Genomic DNA, 16,920 nt, shown 5'->3' with positions numbered 1-16,920 from the left:
GTTAAAGGACATCGAGTCCTTGAACATTCAACATATCAATCAAATCAATCAATGGTAGTCCGACAAGTGTGTTCGGGTCTTTACCGACTAATTTCGTAAACAAGCAAATTCCCATGCCTTCGCTTTTAAAGCTGCCTGCGCAGTAAAAAGGTTCTTCCCTGTCGACGTAGCGTTCGATTTGTTCAAGCGTTAAATCTCTAAAGTGCACCTCGAAAGAATCAAAGCCGACTTCTGTATGGTTTGTCACGGTGTTATGTACCGCAAGACCAGTATAGAAAGTGATGACTTTTCCACTTTGAGCCAAAAGTTGATTTATCGCGTTATCTCTATTTAAAGGCTTGCCAACGATTTCACCATTAATGACACAAACTTGGTCACTGCCGATAACTAAACTTGCTTTATCCGTCTGGCAAGATATTGCTTTCTCTTGGGCCAGTCTCTGCACAAGTTCAGTTGGCGTTTCTTGGTCAAAAGGTGTTTCATCGCAATCAGGTGGTAAACAAACGAATGGTAGTGAGAGCTTTTCAAGCAGTTGTTTACGAAAAGGGGAAGTTGAGGCTAAAACCAGTTGGTAATTTTTCATTTTGAATTACAATTCGTGGGAGCATTTCCAATAGGATAATCGATCAAAAATGATTCTGGCTAATGCTCTGTATGTTAAGCGTAAAAAAGTACAACTTTTTTGCCTTTTTCTTTGACTAATTTTGATTTGGAAGATAATATTCGCGCCCTATGCAAAAGGTAAAAATACCGCGAACGGTTGACCCAGCTAAAGCTGCACAGAAACGATTGGATTACGATGGCATCATCCAAGCTAGTCTTTTCAAGCGCTTAGTGGAAACAACTGAAGGCGTAAAACGCGACGCAGAAGTCTCATTGTCATTTGGGATGGATGAACAGCGACTCGTTGTTATCTCTGGTAAAGCTAACATCGAAGTCGATTTAGAGTGTCAGCGTTGTAATGAGGTATTCGCACATGAGTGCGAAGTTGAATTCCTTTCTACTCCTTACTACGGTGAGAAAACAGAACAGGAAGCACCAGAAATTTATGATTTGGTAGATCTAAATGAATATGGTGAATTAGACCTCATACAACTTGTTGAAGACGAGTTCATCTTAGCATTACCTCAAATTGCGATGCACGATGAAGCGGATTGTAGCGTTGATTCAAATAACATGGTTTTTGGTGAGATTCCTGAAGAAATTGAGGAAGAAAAACCGAATCCATTCGACGTTTTGAAAAGTCTGAAAAAGTAATAGGTGTGGTAGCCGATTCTTCTTCAGGTTTTTAACCCAATAGTATAGGAGTAGGGTCAATGGCCGTACAGAAAAACCGTAAAACTCGTTCTAAGCGCGGTATGCGTCGTTCACACGATGCGCTAACTACAGCTGCTCTATCTGTAGACGCGACTTCTGGTGAAACTCACCTACGCCACAACGTAACTGCTGAAGGTTACTACCGTGGTCAAAAGGTTATCAACAAGTAAGGTTGAACCTTTGCAAAGTATTACCGTTGCACTTGATGCAATGGGCGGGGATTTCGGTCCACGCGTAACAGTGCCTGCCGCCGTGCAGGCACTGTCTCATTTCCCAGAGCTAAAAGTGATTCTTATTGGTGATCAATCTCTGATCACGTCTCAATTATCTCAACTCGGTACCTCGACCAGTTCCCGCTTGACTATTCTTCACAGCGAGAAAGTTATCTCGAACTCAGAAAAACCTTCATTGGCGTTACGTAATAGCCAAAATAGTTCTATGCGTATGGCTATCGATTTGGTTTCTGAGCAGAAAGCGGATGCTTGTGTTAGTGGTGGCAACACCGGTGCATTAATGGCACTATCGCGTTTCATTCTTAAGTTACTTCCTGGCATTGAACGTCCTGCTTTAGTTTCCGCTTTACCGACGATTACCGGAAAGCGTACTTGGATGCTGGATCTGGGGGCGAATGTATCGTGCGATGCTGATAGCTTGTTCCAATTTGCTGTAATGGGCAGTGCATTAGCTGAAGAACACTTGGGTCGTCCTCCTCGCGTTGCTGTACTCAATATTGGCGCAGAAGAGATTAAAGGTAACGATTTAGTCAAACGTTGCGCAGAAATGCTTTCTCAGACCGATGCGATTAACTTTGTCGGTTATATTGAAGGTAATCAAATTTTGCATGATGTTGCTGACGTCATTGTTTGTGATGGATTTGTCGGCAACGTATGCTTAAAAGCCAGTGAGGGAACAGCTCAACTTTTTATCGAAAAAATTAAAACCAGCATAATGGCATCAACGATAAAGGGTTGGATAGCTAGAAAGTTGTTTTCTAGGCTGTTTAATGAACTAAAAACACTGAACCCCGACCAGTATAACGGCGCAAGTTTGCTAGGATTGCGCGGCATTGTCATAAAAAGCCATGGAAGTGCGGATGTATCTGCGATTGTCAATGCACTTGGCGAGGCAGTACACGAGGTCAAACGACAAGTACCAAGCCGTATTAGCGATCGTTTGGAAGCGGTTTTACTCGAGAGGCATTATTAGTCTTCATGTATAGCAAAATTTTAGGTACTGGCAGCTACCTGCCATCTCAGGTGCGTACAAACGCAGATCTAGAGAAAATGGTAGATACAAGTGATGAGTGGATCGTTGCTCGCACGGGTATTAAAGAGCGTCGAATTGCTGCAGAAAACGAAACTGTAGCAGACATGGCATTCTACGCAGCTGAAAACGCTATCGATATGGCGGGTATTGATAAAAACGATATCGACCTGATTATCGTAGCCACAACGAGCAGTAGCCATACTTTCCCTTCATCTGCGTGTCAGGTGCAGGCAAAGCTTGGCATTAAAGGTTGTCCAGCTTTTGACTTAGCCGCTGCTTGTTCTGGTTTTGTGTACGCATTATCTGTTGCAGACCAACATATCAAATCTGGTATGTGCAAAAACGTACTTGTGATTGGTTCAGATGCTTTGTCTAAAACGTGTGATCCGACAGACCGTTCAACCATCATCCTATTTGGTGATGGTGCCGGAGCCGTTGTCGTAGGCGCTAGCCAAGAGCCTGGCATTATCTCTACCCACATATACTCGGATGGTCAATTCGGAGAGCTTCTAAGCCTACCTGTACCTGTGCGGGGGCAAGATGCGGATAAATGGCTTCATATGGCTGGGAACGAAGTATTCAAAGTCGCTGTAACTCAGCTATCGAAACTAGTAAAAGATACGCTTGAAGCCAACAACATGCATAAGTCTGAACTAGACTGGCTAGTGCCGCACCAAGCGAACTACCGCATTATTTCAGCAACAGCGAAGAAACTTTCGATGTCACTAGACCAAGTCGTGATTACACTTGATAAACACGGCAACACATCAGCTGCAACTGTGCCAACAGCACTAGATGAAGCGGTACGTGATGGTCGTATTAAACGCGGTCAAACTCTGCTTCTTGAAGCGTTTGGCGGCGGATTCACTTGGGGCTCGGCCCTTGTGAAGTTCTAAGTTTCACAAGAATTCAAAATTTAAGGTGCACTTGGTGCATCTTATTTCTTTTTACTTTGCTTAAAGGAAAACAACATGAGCAAGTTTGCTATCGTATTTCCAGGTCAAGGTTCTCAAGCTGTAGGTATGCTTGCAGAACTAGGCGAACAATATGACGTAGTAAAACAAACATTTGCAGAAGCATCTGACGCACTAGGTTACGATCTATGGGCGCTTGTTCAAAATGGACCTGCAGAAGATTTAAACGAGACTTTCCGTACTCAACCAGCTTTGCTAGCTTCATCTGTTGCAATCTGGCGTGTATGGCAGGAACTTGGCTTAGAGCAACCAGCAAACCTAGCCGGTCACAGCCTAGGTGAGTACTCAGCACTTGTATGTGCGGGTGTTATTGACTTTAAAGAAGCCATCAAGCTGGTTGAATTACGTGGTCAACTTATGCAAGAAGCAGTACCAGCTGGTACTGGCGCAATGTACGCGATTATCGGTTTGGCTGATGATGCGATTGCAAAAGCGTGTGAAGACGCAGCGCAAGGCGAAGTGGTCTCTCCAGTAAACTTTAACTCGCCTGGTCAAGTCGTTATCGCTGGTAGCAAAGACGCAGTAGAGCGAGCTGGTGCGCTATGTAAAGAAGCCGGTGCGAAGCGTGCGCTTCCTCTTCCTGTTTCAGTACCTTCACACTGTGCACTTATGAAGCCAGCAGCGGAAAAACTTGCTGTAGCTCTTGAGTCTATCGAATTTAACTCACCACAGCTGCCAGTTATCAACAACGTTGATGTGGTTGCTGAGACAGATCCTGCAAAAATCAAAGATGCGCTTGTTCGTCAGCTACATAGCCCAGTTCGTTGGACTGAAACAGTTGAACTGATGCACGAACAAGGCGTAGAAAATCTTCTTGAGCTTGGTCCTGGTAAAGTTTTAACAGGTCTAACAAAACGTATCGTGAAAACGCTAACTGCAGCAGCAGTGAATGATATCGCATCGCTAGACGCTGCGAAGTAATCCATCAAGCGATAAATTTGCGATAAGAAAAGGAAACACAACATGATGAATCTAGAAGGTAAGATCGCGCTAGTTACCGGCGCAAGCCGTGGTATTGGCCGCGCGATCGCGGAACTTCTTGTCGAGCGAGGTGCTACGGTTATCGGTACTGCTACTTCTGAAAGTGGTGCGGCTGCTATCAGCGAGTATCTTGGTGATAACGGTAAAGGCTTAGCGCTTAACGTGACTGATGTCGAGTCTATCGAAGCGACATTAAAAACGATCAACGAAGAATTTGGTGTGATCGATATTCTGGTGAATAACGCTGGTATTACTCGTGACAACCTATTGATGCGCATGAAAGATGATGAGTGGAACGACATCATCGATACCAACCTAACGCCAATCTACCGCATGTCTAAAGCGGTTTTACGCGGCATGATGAAAAAACGTGCGGGTCGTATCATCAACGTAGGCTCTGTTGTTGGTACCATGGGTAACGCAGGTCAAACTAACTACGCAGCAGCGAAAGCGGGCGTGATTGGTTTTACTAAATCAATGGCTCGTGAAGTTGCGTCTCGTGGTGTAACAGTGAACACTGTTGCTCCTGGTTTCATCGAAACTGACATGACTAAGGCACTAAATGATGACCAACGTGCGGCAACTTTGTCGAACGTGCCAGCAGGTCGTTTAGGTGACCCACGTGAAATTGCATCAGCAGTAGTTTTCCTTGCTTCTCCTGAAGCAGCGTACATTACTGGTGAAACTTTGCATGTAAATGGTGGCATGTACATGGTTTAATGCGACAGTTTATGCAAAATAAGCTATTTTACATTGTGAAAAATAGCCTATAGTTGCAGTTAACTGTCATGAACTTGTCATGCTTATGCGCAAGATTTGTGCATGATTTAAGTCAAAAATGTATTGAAATTCGGTTAAATTCGCTAATTTTGTGGTTTGACCAGCAAGGACCCCCTTGCAACTTTCAATAGTTCGAATAAACTACGGAATCATCGCATTAGGCGAAATCTGTAAAGGAAAAGAAAAATGAGCAACATCGAAGAACGCGTAAAGAAAATCATTGTTGAACAGCTAGGTGTAGACGAAGCAGAAGTTAAAAACGAAGCTTCTTTCGTTGACGATCTAGGTGCTGATTCTCTAGACACTGTAGAACTAGTTATGGCTCTAGAAGAGGAATTCGACACTGAGATTCCTGACGAAGAAGCTGAGAAGATCACTACTGTTCAAGCTGCAATCGACTACGTAAACAGCGCTCAGTAATTAGCTTTCCCAGGCGGTCTCCTAGACCGCCTGTGTTCTTTCTAACTTCTTCTATCCTCTCATAGAAATATTCAATTCCCGGAGAATTATATCGTGTCCAAGCGTCGTGTAGTTGTCACTGGCATGGGTATGTTGTCACCGGTAGGCAACACAGTAGAATCATCTTGGAAAGCCCTGCTAGAAGGTCAAAGTGGTATCGTAAATATCGAGCACTTTGATACTACGAACTTCTCAACTCGTTTTGCAGGTCTTGTTAAAGATTTCGATTGCACAGAGTACATGTCTAAAAAAGATGCTCGTAAGATGGACCTTTTCATCCAGTACGGCATTGCAGCGGGTATTCAAGCTCTTGATAACTCTGGCTTACAAATTACCGAAGAAAATGCGGCTCGAGTTGGTGTTGCTATCGGCTCAGGCATTGGCGGTCTTGACCTTATCGAAACTGGCCATACCGCATTAGTAGACAAAGGCCCTCGCAAAGTTAGCCCATTTTTTGTTCCTTCGACCATTGTAAACATGGTTGCAGGTAACCTATCTATCATGCGTGGTCTTCGTGGTCCAAATATCGCGATTTCTACCGCATGTACTACTGGCCTGCATAATATCGGCCATGCAGCACGTATGATTGCCTACGGCGATGCAGATGCGATGGTTGCTGGTGGTGCAGAAAAAGCTTCTACGCCTCTTGGCATGGCTGGCTTCGGTGCAGCTAAAGCGCTATCTACTCGTAATGACGAGCCTCAAAAAGCGTCTCGCCCATGGGATAAAGGCCGTGATGGTTTTGTTCTAGGTGATGGTGCTGGCATGATGGTGCTTGAAGAGTACGAACACGCGAAAGCACGTGGCGCGAAGATTTACGCAGAACTGGTTGGTTTTGGTATGTCTGGTGATGCTTACCACATGACATCTCCAAGCGAAGATGGCTCTGGTGGTGCACTTGCGATGGAAGCGGCGATGCGTGACGCTAACATCACAGGTACTCAAGTAGGTTATGTGAATGCTCACGGTACTTCTACTCCTGCTGGTGATGTTGCAGAAATCAAAGGCGTGAAACGTGCTCTTGGTGAAGAAGGTGCGAAGCAAGTTCTTGTATCTTCAACTAAGTCGATGACGGGTCACCTATTAGGTGCTGCTGGCTCTGTTGAAGCAATTATCACGGTTATGTCTTTGGTTGACCAAATTGTTCCGCCAACCATTAACCTTGATGATCCAGAAGAAGGTCTAGACATCGACCTTGTGCCGCATACAGCGCGCAAAGTTGAAGGTATGGAGTACGCTATCTGTAACTCGTTTGGCTTTGGTGGTACAAACGGTTCTTTGATCTTCAAGAAGTTCGCTGAGTAACACTATCTAACCTAATTTAGATAAGCGAAACTTGTATTCTAACGGCTCGATGCTTAGCATTGAGCCGTTTTGTTTTATTTGTTGTCTGCTAATTTGAAGGTACGTGAATGTTTTGGGTAAATGGAGTTCCGCAAACGCATGTAGAGCTAGGTGATCGCTCATTCCAATACGGTGATGGAGGCTTTACCACCATCCTGACCCAAAATGGAGAGTTGGTTTACTGGCAGGAACATACTGAGCGCATGAGTGCTTGCCTTGACGCTTTGAAGATCTCTTCACCTGACTGGAAAGTTGTGCATGATTGGGCAAGCAAAGCGGTTTTATCTGACGCACGAGCGGGGGTGAAGATTCACGTTAGCCGCGGTATTGGCGGGCGAGGGTATAGCCCTAATGGGATTGAAAGCCCTATCGTGACGATTTCCAATTTTGCGTTTCCTTCTCATTATTCATCTTGGCAAGAACAAGGTGTGGACTTGGGCGTTTGTAATACTCGTCTAGGGATTCAACCTTTACTTGCGGGACATAAGCACAACAACCGTTTAGAGCAGATTCTCGCCAAGGCTGAAATCGACAATACAGAGTTTGCAGATGCAATAACGTTAAATGTGCAAAACCATGTCATTGAAACTACAATGGCCAACCTTTTTTGGGTTAAAGGTAATAAAGTATTTACGCCGGAGCTGACCTTATCAGGCGTTACGGGCGTAATGCGTCGTAAGGTGCTTGAGTTACTAAAAGTAAGTCATATTGAAGTCATCGAGGGGCGTTTTATACTTCCAGATTTGCTGAGTGCTGACGAGGCTTTCATGTGTAACTCAATATTAGGTGTCGCACCTATTCGCAGCATAGTGACATCGAACTCTAAGACTATATTTCCGATAGGAAAATTGACTCAACGACTGCAAGGGAATTTAACTACGTGATTAAAAAACTGTTGGCTTTTGTTGTGCTGATCGCAGTGATAGGCGCAGCAGCTGTTTTTTATATAATTTCACAGGCTAAACAATACGTTGAAAAGCCTATTCTATTGGAACAACCTCAGCTGTTTACTGTAGAAAGTGGTACAAGCTTTCATCATGTCATGCGCGCCTTAGTTGAAGATAAGGTGATTGAAACATCGGAGTACATCCGTTTAATTCCTCACTTATATCCAGAATTGTTGCAAGTGCGAGCGGGTACTTACCAACTTGAGCCTGGTATGTCACTTTCGCAAACATTGGAGCATCTGAATACTGGAAAAGAATACCAGTTTGCGATCACTTTTGTTGAAGGCAGCCGCTTTTCTGAATGGGTAGATCAACTAAAAAGTGCTCCTTATTTAAAGCATGATTTAACCGATCTTTCAGAAAAAGAAATGGCTGCGAAGCTCGGAATTGAGAGAGAAAAGCTAGAAGGGTTGTTTTTAGCAGAAACCTACCATTACACAGCGGGTGCGAGTGAAAGCCAGTTATTAAAACGAGCGCATCGAAAACTCAATAAAATACTGGACGCTAGCTGGGAAGCTCGTCAAGAAAAGCTGCCATTACAGGATAAATATGAAGCCTTGATTCTCGCGTCTATCATCGAGAAAGAGACGGCTATTGATTCTGAGCGTGAGCGCGTCGCTTCTGTGTTTATCAACCGATTGAACAAACGTATGCGGTTACAAACTGATCCGACAGTTATTTATGGGATGGGTGACGCCTACGATGGCAACATTCGTAAGAAAGATTTGCGTACGCCGACACCATATAACACCTATACCATCAATGGTTTGCCACCAACACCGATTGCGATGGCTGGTGAAGCTTCCATTGAAGCGGCTTTGAATCCAGAAAGCAGCAACTATTTATATTTTGTAGCAAGTGGAAAGGGCGGACATGTATTCTCGAAATCCCTTGCTGAGCACAACCGTGCTGTTCGTGCCTATTTAAGAGAACTAAGAAAGAACAAATGATGAAAGCAAACTTTATTGTCGTTGAAGGCCTAGAAGGCGCGGGTAAAAGCACTGCGATTAAAACCGTTTTAGATACGCTAAAAGCGGCCGGTATTGAGGATATCGTAAATACCCGTGAGCCAGGAGGCACACCGCTAGCAGAAAAAATGCGCGCTCTGGTGAAAGAAGAGCACGAAGGCGAAGAACTTAAGGACATGACGGAGTTGCTTCTTCTGTACGCTGCACGTGTTCAGTTGGTTGAGAACGTGATCAAACCAGCTTTGGAAAACGGTCAGTGGGTGGTTGGTGACCGACACGATATGTCGTCGCAAGCTTATCAAGGTGGTGGCCGTCAGATTGACGCATCGTTAATGAAAAATCTCCGGGATACAACGCTTGGTGATTTTAAACCTGCTCTCACTCTCTATATGGATATTGACCCTCGTGTTGGGCTTGAGCGTGCACGTGGGCGTGGTGAGTTAGATCGTATAGAGAAGATGGATATTAGTTTCTTCGAGCGTACACGTGAGCGTTATTTGGAGATTGCTCATGCCGATCCTTCCATCGTTATCATTAACGCAGAACAGACGATTGAAGGCGTGTCGCGTGATATTCGGGACGCTCTAAGCGAGTGGCTAGCTCGTCAATAAGTGAAACGTAAATTTAGGTGACTCATGTTAAATGATTATCCATGGCTACAGCCAATATGGGATAACCTCAAAGTAGGGTTAGAGTCGGACAGAATACCAGGTGCGCTTTTATTACAAAGCGAGCAGGGCTTGGGCATCGAAAAACTTATCGAGTTTTTTAGCCAAGCACTTCTTTGCCAAAATTACGCGAGTGAAGCATGCGGTTTTTGTCATAGCTGCCAGCTAAATCAATCTCAAAACCACCCTGATTTACACTGGATCAAGCCAGAGAAAGAAGGAAAGGCGATAACGGTGGACCAAATTCGCGCTTGTAACCGTCTTGCTCAGGAATCATCTCAGCTTAATGGTTACCGCCTATTTGTAATAGAACCGGCGGACTCTATGAACGAGTCGGCATCGAATGCGCTGTTAAAGACGCTAGAAGAGCCTGGGGCAAAGTGCTTGTTTTTGCTCGTTACCCACAATCAGGAGCGTCTGCTCCCAACGATTCGTAGCCGTTGCCAACACTGGGTTGTTGCGCCTCCGTCAGCGGAACAAGCGATGCAATGGATGCACGAACAAGGGGCGAAGCAAGTTCCTGCTTATGCCTTAAAACTGAATATGGGCTCTCCAATAAAAACATTGGATGCGTTAAATAATGGCGATCTCGAAGCTTACTTGGCTTTTGAACGCAGTTTTATTAAGGCAATCTCTTCGCCTGTTTCAGACGTTTCTGAGTGTGCTTCTTTAATCGCTAAACACTCAGAGCAATCACTAGACTGGGCATGGTATTTACTGACAGATGCTCAGAAAGCGCAGTTTGGTGTATCAGAAGCTCAAATGCTTCCGGGCGCGACAAAGTTTCAACCGGACAACTATAACGGTTTGTACTCATCAGCGAAGGCGCTGATGAACCTGAAAGCTCAGGTGCAAGCCTTTCCTGGCCTGAACCTTGAGCTACTATCAATGAATTGGTTAATTGAATCACGAGAGGCATTATGTTCGTAGATTCTCATTGTCATTTAGACAAATTGAATTACGACGATCTCCACATCAATGTGGAAGACGTTATTAACAAAGCTAAACAAGCAAACGTAACTGAACTACTTTCTGTTGGAGTAACGCTGGATTCTTTCCCGAAAATGATGGAAATGATCGAGCCTTATGACAATGTTTATGCTTCGTGCGGTGTGCACCCACTTGATGTTGAAAGCGACTTTTCGATGGACGTATTGCGCCACCATGCGTCGAATGCAAAAGTCGTCGCTATTGGCGAAACGGGTTTAGATTATCATTACAAGCCCGAAACGGCCGCGTTACAGAAAGAGCGCTTTGAGCAACACGTTGATCTTGCAGTGGAGCTCAACAAACCTTTAATTATCCATACCAGAAACGCACGTGCGGATACTCTAGATATTTTGCGTAAGGGTGGGGCAGAGAAATGTGGTGGTGTTATCCACTGTTTTACAGAAGATCTTCCATTTGCTGAAGCTGCACTGGAGCTGGGGTTTTATATTTCTATCTCGGGGATTGTTACTTTCCGTCAAGCTACAGAGTTAAAAGAAGTGGTGAAGACTCTACCTTTAGAGAAGCTTCTTATTGAGACAGATTCTCCTTACTTGGCTCCTGTCCCTCATCGTGGCAAAGAGAATCAACCCGCTTACGTTGTCGAAGTCGCTTCTTATATTGCGCAACTCAAATCGTGCTCTCTTTCTGAAGTGGCACAAAAAACCACCGAAAACTTCCGAGATCTTTTTTTGCGATGAAAAAATAATAAGAGCATAAAAAAGGAGCTTAGGCTCCTTTTTTGTTGATAAAAACAACAGATACGCTCACGAGTTTAATGTTTACTAAAAATGTTGATTTAATAACATTCAAAAATCACAAATGTAATTTTGTTACTAAAAATAACATTGAGGCGTATTTTATTTACGCCTTAAAATTAATTATATAAATAATTAATTCTTTATAAAACAGTAATATAAGTGCAATGCAAACCTTTTCATCGGCTGTTTTTGGGTGTGATCCAAGACTTGTTTTGAAACTAAATTTCGTAACTGTGTGGAAAGTTTGAGGGTCATCAATATATATTTAGAGCCGGAAAATATAATGCAGTTGTGGTTACATTTTCATTGGGTGCTAACCTTTAGGCTACGGGGGTGTGCCGTTAGTGCCCAAATAATACTTATAAATTTATCAGGAGCATAAACATGTTTAAGAACCTTTTTGCTAACCTGCAAAAAGTTGGTAAGGCTCTGATGCTTCCAGTATCAGTTTTACCAGTTGCAGGTATTTTATTAGGTGTGGGTGCTGCCCATCTAAGCTTTATTCCAGAGATCGTTTCTAATCTTATGGAACAAGCTGGTGGTTCAGTATTCGGCCAAATGGCACTTCTATTTGCAGTAGGTGTAGCTCTAGGCTTCACTAACAACGACGGTGTTGCAGGTCTTGCAGCTATCGTTGGTTACGGCATCATGACGGCAACGCTAGGTGTAATGGCGGGCGTTATGGGTGTTGAGAAAATCGATACAGGTGTACTAGGTGGTATCCTTGTCGGTGGTGTGGCTGCTTGGGCATTCAACCGTTTCTTCAAAATCCAACTTCCAGAGTACCTTGGCTTCTTCGCTGGTAAGCGCGCAGTGCCAATCATCACTGGTTTTGCTGCGATCATCCTAGGTGTTATCCTTTCTGTTATCTGGCCACCAATTGGCGGTGCAATTTCTGCATTCTCTGATTGGGCTGCACACCAAAACCCACAGCTAGCATTCGGTATCTACGGTGTTGTTGAGCGTTCTCTAATCCCATTCGGTCTACACCACGTATGGAACGTACCGTTCTTCTTCGAAGCAGGTTCCTGTGTTAACGCTGCCGGTGAAGCTCAAAATGGTGTACTAACTTGTTACCTAGTTGCTGATGAAGCATCTCGTGCTGCTGGTAATGGCTTCGGTCAGCTAGCGGGTGGTTACATGTTCAAGATGTTCGGTCTACCAGCTGCAGCAATCGCAATTGCTCATTGTGCTAAACCAGAAAACCGTGCAAAAGTAATGGGTATCATGGCGTCAGCTGCACTGACTTCATTCCTAACTGGTATTACTGAGCCAATCGAATTCTCATTCCTATTCGTTGCTCCACTACTATACGGTATCCACGCTCTACTAGCTGGTTCTGCATACATCGTTTCGAACACTCTAGGCTTTGTACACGGTACTTCTTTCTCTCACGGTCTGATCGACTTCCTAGTTCTATCTGGTAACGCTCAGAAGATGGTGCTAATGATTGCCGTTGGTCTAGTTTACGCAGTAATTTACTACGTAGTGTTCCGTGGTGTAATCACAGCGCTTGATCTAAAAACACCTGGCCGTGAAGATGAAACGGAAAGTGCAGCTGTAACTTCTGGCTCTGATATGGGCGGTGAACTGGTTGCAGCGTTTGGCGGTAAAGCTAACATTACTGGTCTAGATGCATGTATCACACGTCTACGTGTAGCAGTTGCAGATACAGCAGCTGTTGACCAAGACAAGCTAAAACAACTAGGCGCTGCTGGTGTTGTAGTTGTAGCTGGTGGTGTACAGGCTATCTTCGGTACTAAGTCTGATAACCTAAAAACTGAAATGGATGAGTGGATTCGTAACCACGGTTAATCGCAATCATTCATAGTAATGCATAAAAGGAGGCTTCGGCCTCCTTTTTTTAGTTCCTATTTTATTAACTGACAGTTCCTTTTTAGTGTGATCCTAAACTCATCTTTACTTTTGTCAGCTTTTTCATACATCGAGCTTACCCATCGTTGACATATTGATACGCCATTATGTTTGAATAGCGAATAATGTTTTTTTGAATAATTGATAACGTGTATGAAGAACAAATTCATTTTAGTTTTGGGACTAGTTTCTAGTACGGCAATGGCGGCAAGCGAACCAACGGATCTATCAGTTGGTATGGCTGTCGATCAACAATTAAGTGTTGTTGTAGAGTTAGATAACAAATATCGTGGCATTATCGGAAACGATGGTATGGCGTTTGATTACATCGCTAAGCGTGGAACATTCGATCAAAACATGCCTGTGACTTGGTATGTCGGCGTTGGTGGCTGGTATGAATGGGATGACGAGTTTGGTGTGAGAGTACCACTTGGTGTGAACTGGGATTTATCACGCGGCTGGGACCTTTATGGTCAAATACACCCAGAGCTAGATCTTTACAAAGGTGCTGACTTGCAACTTGGCGGCGCCGTTGGCATCAAGTACAGTTTCTAGAATTGAACTAAAGTATGTACAAAAAAACGCCGGTAACTACCGGCGTTTTTTTATATGGAACTTAACGTTTTATTGTTTATCCATGGCTCGCTTGATGCAAACGGCAGCGCCGCCCCAAGTGATACCTAAACCAATAACCATCATAATAATTGCGCTGATTGTCATTTTGCTGTCTCCTTGCGGTTCACTGCGTTGATCACTAGACCAAAGATAAAGAGTGCGGCGATAAGTGCCCAGCCTAAAGTTAGATCATAGCCACCGTAGCCTTCAGTAATTAGGGCGTATAGCTTGGTCGCTAAGATAATGGCGAGCATGATTGGTGTAACGAAGCGTAAGCAGATCTCGAACCATTGACCAACAGAGAAATCAGAGCGCTCGTTAACGTAATTACGTACTTCTGGCACGCGCTTCAATAGCCACGCCATCAAGACAATCTCAACCAGACCACCAACCATGATGCCAACGTTGTTTGCAAAGTGGTCTACTAGATCGAGTAGCAGCAGACCGCCATTGGTAGCAAACGCCATAGAGACAACGAAGCCAATACCAATCACAACATTTGCAGCTTTTTTACGGCTCCACTTCAGCTTGTCGATAGTGGCTGAAGTTACGGCTTCCATAATTGAAATATGCGAACTTAGACCAGCAACCACCAGTGCAAAGAAGAACAGTGGACCAAGAATATATGGGGCAGGTAGTAGGTTAATTGCCGCAGGTAAAGTAACAAAAGCCAAGCCAACGCCTGCAGATACCACCTCTGTTAACGGCTTACCTTGCTCTTGAGCCATGTAACCCAATACTGAGAAGATCATGATGCCGGCTAGGATCGAGAAGCCACAGTTGATCAACACGGTCATAAACGCGTTATTCGTTATGTCCGACTTTTCTGGTAGGTAGCTAGAGTAAGCTAGCATGATGGCGAAGCCGATACTTAGCGTAAAGAAGATCTGACCATATGCCGCTGCCCATACTTTCACATCCCAAATTTTGCTGAAATCGGGTTCGAACATGTAGTTCACGCCATCTAGAGCTCCTGGCAAGAAAATCATACGTCCGATTAAGAAAATCACCATCAAGAATAGGATTGGCATCATAATTTTAGATGCTCGTTCAATTCCTGATTTCACGCCTTTGGCAATGGCGGTGTAAGTAATTGCCCAAGCAATTACCATGGATAAAGCAATCTTCCATTGAATACTGCCTAAGTCTGTTGGTGAGTTGTCACCTAGCTTTAGGTATTCACTAAAGAAAAATGCGTTGGTATCGGTTCCCCAACCTTGAGTGAACGACAACCCAAAGTAAGAAATCGACCAACCGATAACAGCCACATAGTAAACGGCAATAACTGCAGCCACACCAACTTGGAACCAGCCAAGCCATTCAAATTTAGAATGAATTTTCGCAAGTGTTTTTGGTGCCGAGCCTCGGTATTTTTGTCCCATACTGAACTCAAGGATCATAAATGGAATACCGGCAGTGATCATGGCAAAAATGTAAGGAATAAAAAATGCGCCGCCACCGTTTTCATAGGCCATGTATGGGAAACGCCAAATGTTTCCCAAACCGATAGCAGACCCAACTGCTGCTAAGATGAATCCCGCCCGGGATCCCCATTGTTCTCGCTTCATATTTGACTCCTATAAGACTCCCTGAGGAATGAAGCTCTCTACGTAACACAGTAATAATTGCGCAAACAGTTGGAAGAAAGGACCGCTGTTATCCATCAGCTTTTCTATCCTTAATTCTAACTTCTTATAATTTTATAGAGCTATATTCTGGCTACTGTAAGAGAAAGTAGATTATTAATCTTAAAATTTTGATGTGTGTTTGATAAAACTGAAATATTTATCTGTTTTCACTGATCAGACTAACTTCTAATAATACTTAGCGCAATAGAATCTAAATGTTAATTCAGATGCGTTGTCTGGTTTTAATCTTGTTAAATTTGAGTTTGATTGTGGTTTTGTGTGGTTGGTTGGTTGTTTGTCTGGAATAAATAACTGGGATCTAATAATTGCTTTGGTGTTTAAGACTATTTTGATGAATTAGGGCGTACGGCTATCTTTTGTGCACCTATCTAGATGATGCTTCGTTACTTTGCCAAACAATGGTGTTTAGACGATATCCTTTATCGGCTCTGTGCAGGACTCGTTCAGCGTTCTTTGTGACGAGTCCTACAAAGGAACATGCATAAAAATTAGAAGCGGAAACTAAAACCGACATTTGATTGGAATTGGTTCATCCAATCAGTATCGAACTTAATGATACAGTTTGAGCCGTCATTAGGTAGAGTACAGGCGCCAGATGTATCGTTATCAACGACCGTTCCTAACCATCTCAGTTGGGCCGTTAATGCAAAGTTCTTTGAAAATTCATATTCCAGCCCTGCAAAAGCGCTAGCCGAAAATCCGTATTTTTTGTCTACCCAATCCACCTCGGCATAAGAAGCGCCCAAACCTACACCGATATAGGTTTGCCAATTTTCTGCGACAGGATAGTACATGCTGCTTTGGAAGTGCAGATAATGTATATCTGCCGAGTTGGACAGCTTTTCAAGTTCCGTCGATTGATTGGAGTAAAACAATCCGATCCTTCCTTTTTCTAAGGGAGTCTCGACTGAAAGAGCGTAATTCACTGCGGGGTCGAGAGCGTATGTATTACCACTTTCATCCTCTACTTGGCCGCCTCCTGTATAGCCTATGTATGGCGTAACGATGATATTCGCTTGTGCATTGATAGCAGTACTCATCATCATGATTCCTACTAGCCAGCTGAGTTTTTGGTTCATGCCCTATCTCCTTATTATGACTAAGCTAATTGTGATGGGTTAGTCAAAATTGCGCGACTAAATTAAGCAAATCTTGAACATATTTCACACCGGTGTTATTAATTTGTTACATATTAAGGAGGTGTTTATGGAACACGATCTAAAATCCGCATTAATCATTGTGGTGACTGTTTTTGCAGTGCTTTTGTCATTTGGCATCATTGCTATTACAACAGCTTAAGATAACCACTTTTACCAAACGTTTTAACAA

General features: G+C 43.7%; 20 protein-coding genes. 16 read left to right on the top strand and 4 right to left on the bottom strand.

The window, feature by feature from the left end; translation table 11 throughout:
• Position 1: 1 nt before the first annotated feature.
• Positions 2 to 583 carry a Maf family protein gene (locus R7P69_RS12255; protein ID WP_017821384.1) on the bottom strand — a complete coding sequence of 194 codons (582 nt, stop codon included), beginning with the start codon at positions 581 to 583 and terminating at the stop codon, positions 2 to 4.
• Positions 584 to 732: 149 nt separating this feature from the next.
• Here R7P69_RS12255 and yceD point away from each other — a divergent pair, with 149 nt between their 5' ends.
• The 15 genes from yceD to R7P69_RS12180 all read left to right on the top strand — a co-directional run bounded on the left by yceD (position 733) and on the right by R7P69_RS12180 (position 13,882).
• Positions 733 to 1,257, top strand: a complete 525-nt coding sequence (gene yceD / locus R7P69_RS12250; RefSeq protein WP_005387307.1) for a 23S rRNA accumulation protein YceD — start codon at positions 733 to 735, stop codon at positions 1,255 to 1,257.
• A gap of 59 nt (positions 1,258 to 1,316) precedes the next feature.
• On the top strand, positions 1,317 to 1,487 hold the full coding sequence (rpmF, locus tag R7P69_RS12245; protein ID WP_005396978.1) for a 50S ribosomal protein L32: 171 nt from the start codon (positions 1,317 to 1,319) through the stop codon (positions 1,485 to 1,487).
• 10 nt (positions 1,488 to 1,497) lie between these two features.
• Positions 1,498 to 2,523 (top strand): phosphate acyltransferase PlsX, encoded by a 1,026-nt coding sequence (gene plsX / locus R7P69_RS12240; RefSeq protein WP_017633846.1) that lies wholly within the window; start codon positions 1,498 to 1,500, stop codon positions 2,521 to 2,523.
• A gap of 5 nt (positions 2,524 to 2,528) precedes the next feature.
• Positions 2,529 to 3,479, top strand: coding sequence for a beta-ketoacyl-ACP synthase III (locus R7P69_RS12235; protein WP_017821385.1), 951 nt, complete (start codon positions 2,529 to 2,531; stop codon positions 3,477 to 3,479).
• A 75-nt stretch (positions 3,480 to 3,554) separates the two neighbouring features.
• Positions 3,555 to 4,478 carry an ACP S-malonyltransferase gene (gene fabD, locus R7P69_RS12230; RefSeq protein WP_005387313.1) on the top strand — a complete coding sequence of 308 codons (924 nt, stop codon included), beginning with the start codon at positions 3,555 to 3,557 and terminating at the stop codon, positions 4,476 to 4,478.
• Positions 4,479 to 4,523: 45 nt separating this feature from the next.
• Complete coding sequence (fabG, locus tag R7P69_RS12225) at positions 4,524 to 5,258, top strand: 3-oxoacyl-ACP reductase FabG (RefSeq protein ID WP_031781117.1); 735 nt, start codon at positions 4,524 to 4,526, stop codon at positions 5,256 to 5,258.
• A 246-nt stretch (positions 5,259 to 5,504) separates the two neighbouring features.
• The gene (acpP, locus tag R7P69_RS12220; RefSeq protein WP_004406112.1) at positions 5,505 to 5,738 is read left to right on the top strand and encodes an acyl carrier protein; all 234 of its coding nucleotides are present in this window, start codon (positions 5,505 to 5,507) and stop codon (positions 5,736 to 5,738) included.
• A gap of 93 nt (positions 5,739 to 5,831) precedes the next feature.
• Positions 5,832 to 7,082, top strand: a complete 1,251-nt coding sequence (fabF, locus tag R7P69_RS12215; RefSeq protein WP_033905745.1) for a beta-ketoacyl-ACP synthase II — start codon at positions 5,832 to 5,834, stop codon at positions 7,080 to 7,082.
• Positions 7,083 to 7,189: 107 nt separating this feature from the next.
• Positions 7,190 to 8,005 carry an aminodeoxychorismate lyase gene (pabC, locus tag R7P69_RS12210; protein WP_065274708.1) on the top strand — a complete coding sequence of 272 codons (816 nt, stop codon included), beginning with the start codon at positions 7,190 to 7,192 and terminating at the stop codon, positions 8,003 to 8,005.
• Positions 8,002 to 9,018 (top strand): endolytic transglycosylase MltG, encoded by a 1,017-nt coding sequence (mltG, locus tag R7P69_RS12205; protein ID WP_238952040.1) that lies wholly within the window; start codon positions 8,002 to 8,004, stop codon positions 9,016 to 9,018. The genes pabC and mltG overlap by 4 nt, the downstream gene beginning before the upstream one ends.
• The gene (gene tmk, locus R7P69_RS12200) at positions 9,015 to 9,647 is read left to right on the top strand and encodes a dTMP kinase (RefSeq protein WP_238952039.1); all 633 of its coding nucleotides are present in this window, start codon (positions 9,015 to 9,017) and stop codon (positions 9,645 to 9,647) included. The genes mltG and tmk overlap by 4 nt, the downstream gene beginning before the upstream one ends.
• Positions 9,648 to 9,671: 24 nt before the next feature.
• Positions 9,672 to 10,634 carry a DNA polymerase III subunit delta' gene (locus R7P69_RS12195; protein ID WP_238952038.1) on the top strand — a complete coding sequence of 321 codons (963 nt, stop codon included), beginning with the start codon at positions 9,672 to 9,674 and terminating at the stop codon, positions 10,632 to 10,634.
• Positions 10,625 to 11,392 carry a TatD family hydrolase gene (locus R7P69_RS12190; protein ID WP_017633841.1) on the top strand — a complete coding sequence of 256 codons (768 nt, stop codon included), beginning with the start codon at positions 10,625 to 10,627 and terminating at the stop codon, positions 11,390 to 11,392. Before R7P69_RS12195 ends, R7P69_RS12190 begins: the two co-directional genes overlap by 10 nt.
• 444 nt (positions 11,393 to 11,836) lie before the next feature.
• Entirely contained in the window at positions 11,837 to 13,267 is a 1,431-nt protein-coding gene (gene ptsG / locus R7P69_RS12185) for a PTS glucose transporter subunit IIBC (RefSeq protein WP_005372959.1), read from the top strand.
• A gap of 213 nt (positions 13,268 to 13,480) precedes the next feature.
• Positions 13,481 to 13,882, top strand: a complete 402-nt coding sequence (locus R7P69_RS12180; RefSeq protein ID WP_005372960.1) for a hypothetical protein — start codon at positions 13,481 to 13,483, stop codon at positions 13,880 to 13,882.
• A gap of 69 nt (positions 13,883 to 13,951) precedes the next feature.
• Here the strand turns inward: R7P69_RS12180 and R7P69_RS12175 are convergent, their stop codons facing one another.
• The 3 genes from R7P69_RS12175 to R7P69_RS12165 form a co-directional block, all read right to left on the bottom strand.
• On the bottom strand, positions 13,952 to 14,047 hold the full coding sequence (locus R7P69_RS12175) for a MetS family NSS transporter small subunit (protein WP_005372963.1): 96 nt from the start codon (positions 14,045 to 14,047) through the stop codon (positions 13,952 to 13,954).
• Positions 14,044 to 15,510, bottom strand: a complete 1,467-nt coding sequence (locus tag R7P69_RS12170; RefSeq protein WP_238952037.1) for a sodium-dependent transporter — start codon at positions 15,508 to 15,510, stop codon at positions 14,044 to 14,046. Before R7P69_RS12170 ends, R7P69_RS12175 begins: the two co-directional genes overlap by 4 nt.
• Positions 15,511 to 16,079: 569 nt before the next feature.
• Positions 16,080 to 16,670 carry an outer membrane protein gene (locus R7P69_RS12165; RefSeq protein WP_172563542.1) on the bottom strand — a complete coding sequence of 197 codons (591 nt, stop codon included), beginning with the start codon at positions 16,668 to 16,670 and terminating at the stop codon, positions 16,080 to 16,082.
• A 127-nt stretch (positions 16,671 to 16,797) separates the two neighbouring features.
• Here R7P69_RS12165 and R7P69_RS12160 point away from each other — a divergent pair, with 127 nt between their 5' ends.
• A complete protein-coding gene (locus R7P69_RS12160; protein WP_005372970.1) occupies positions 16,798 to 16,890 on the top strand; it encodes a YnhF family membrane protein in 93 nt (30 codons plus the stop codon).
• Positions 16,891 to 16,920: the final 30 nt, after the last annotated feature.

Source organism: Vibrio sp. 661, assembly GCF_033339315.1.
Taxonomy (GTDB): domain Bacteria; phylum Pseudomonadota; class Gammaproteobacteria; order Enterobacterales; family Vibrionaceae; genus Vibrio; species Vibrio alginolyticus.
This window is presented reverse-complemented; position numbering and strand designations above follow the sequence as displayed.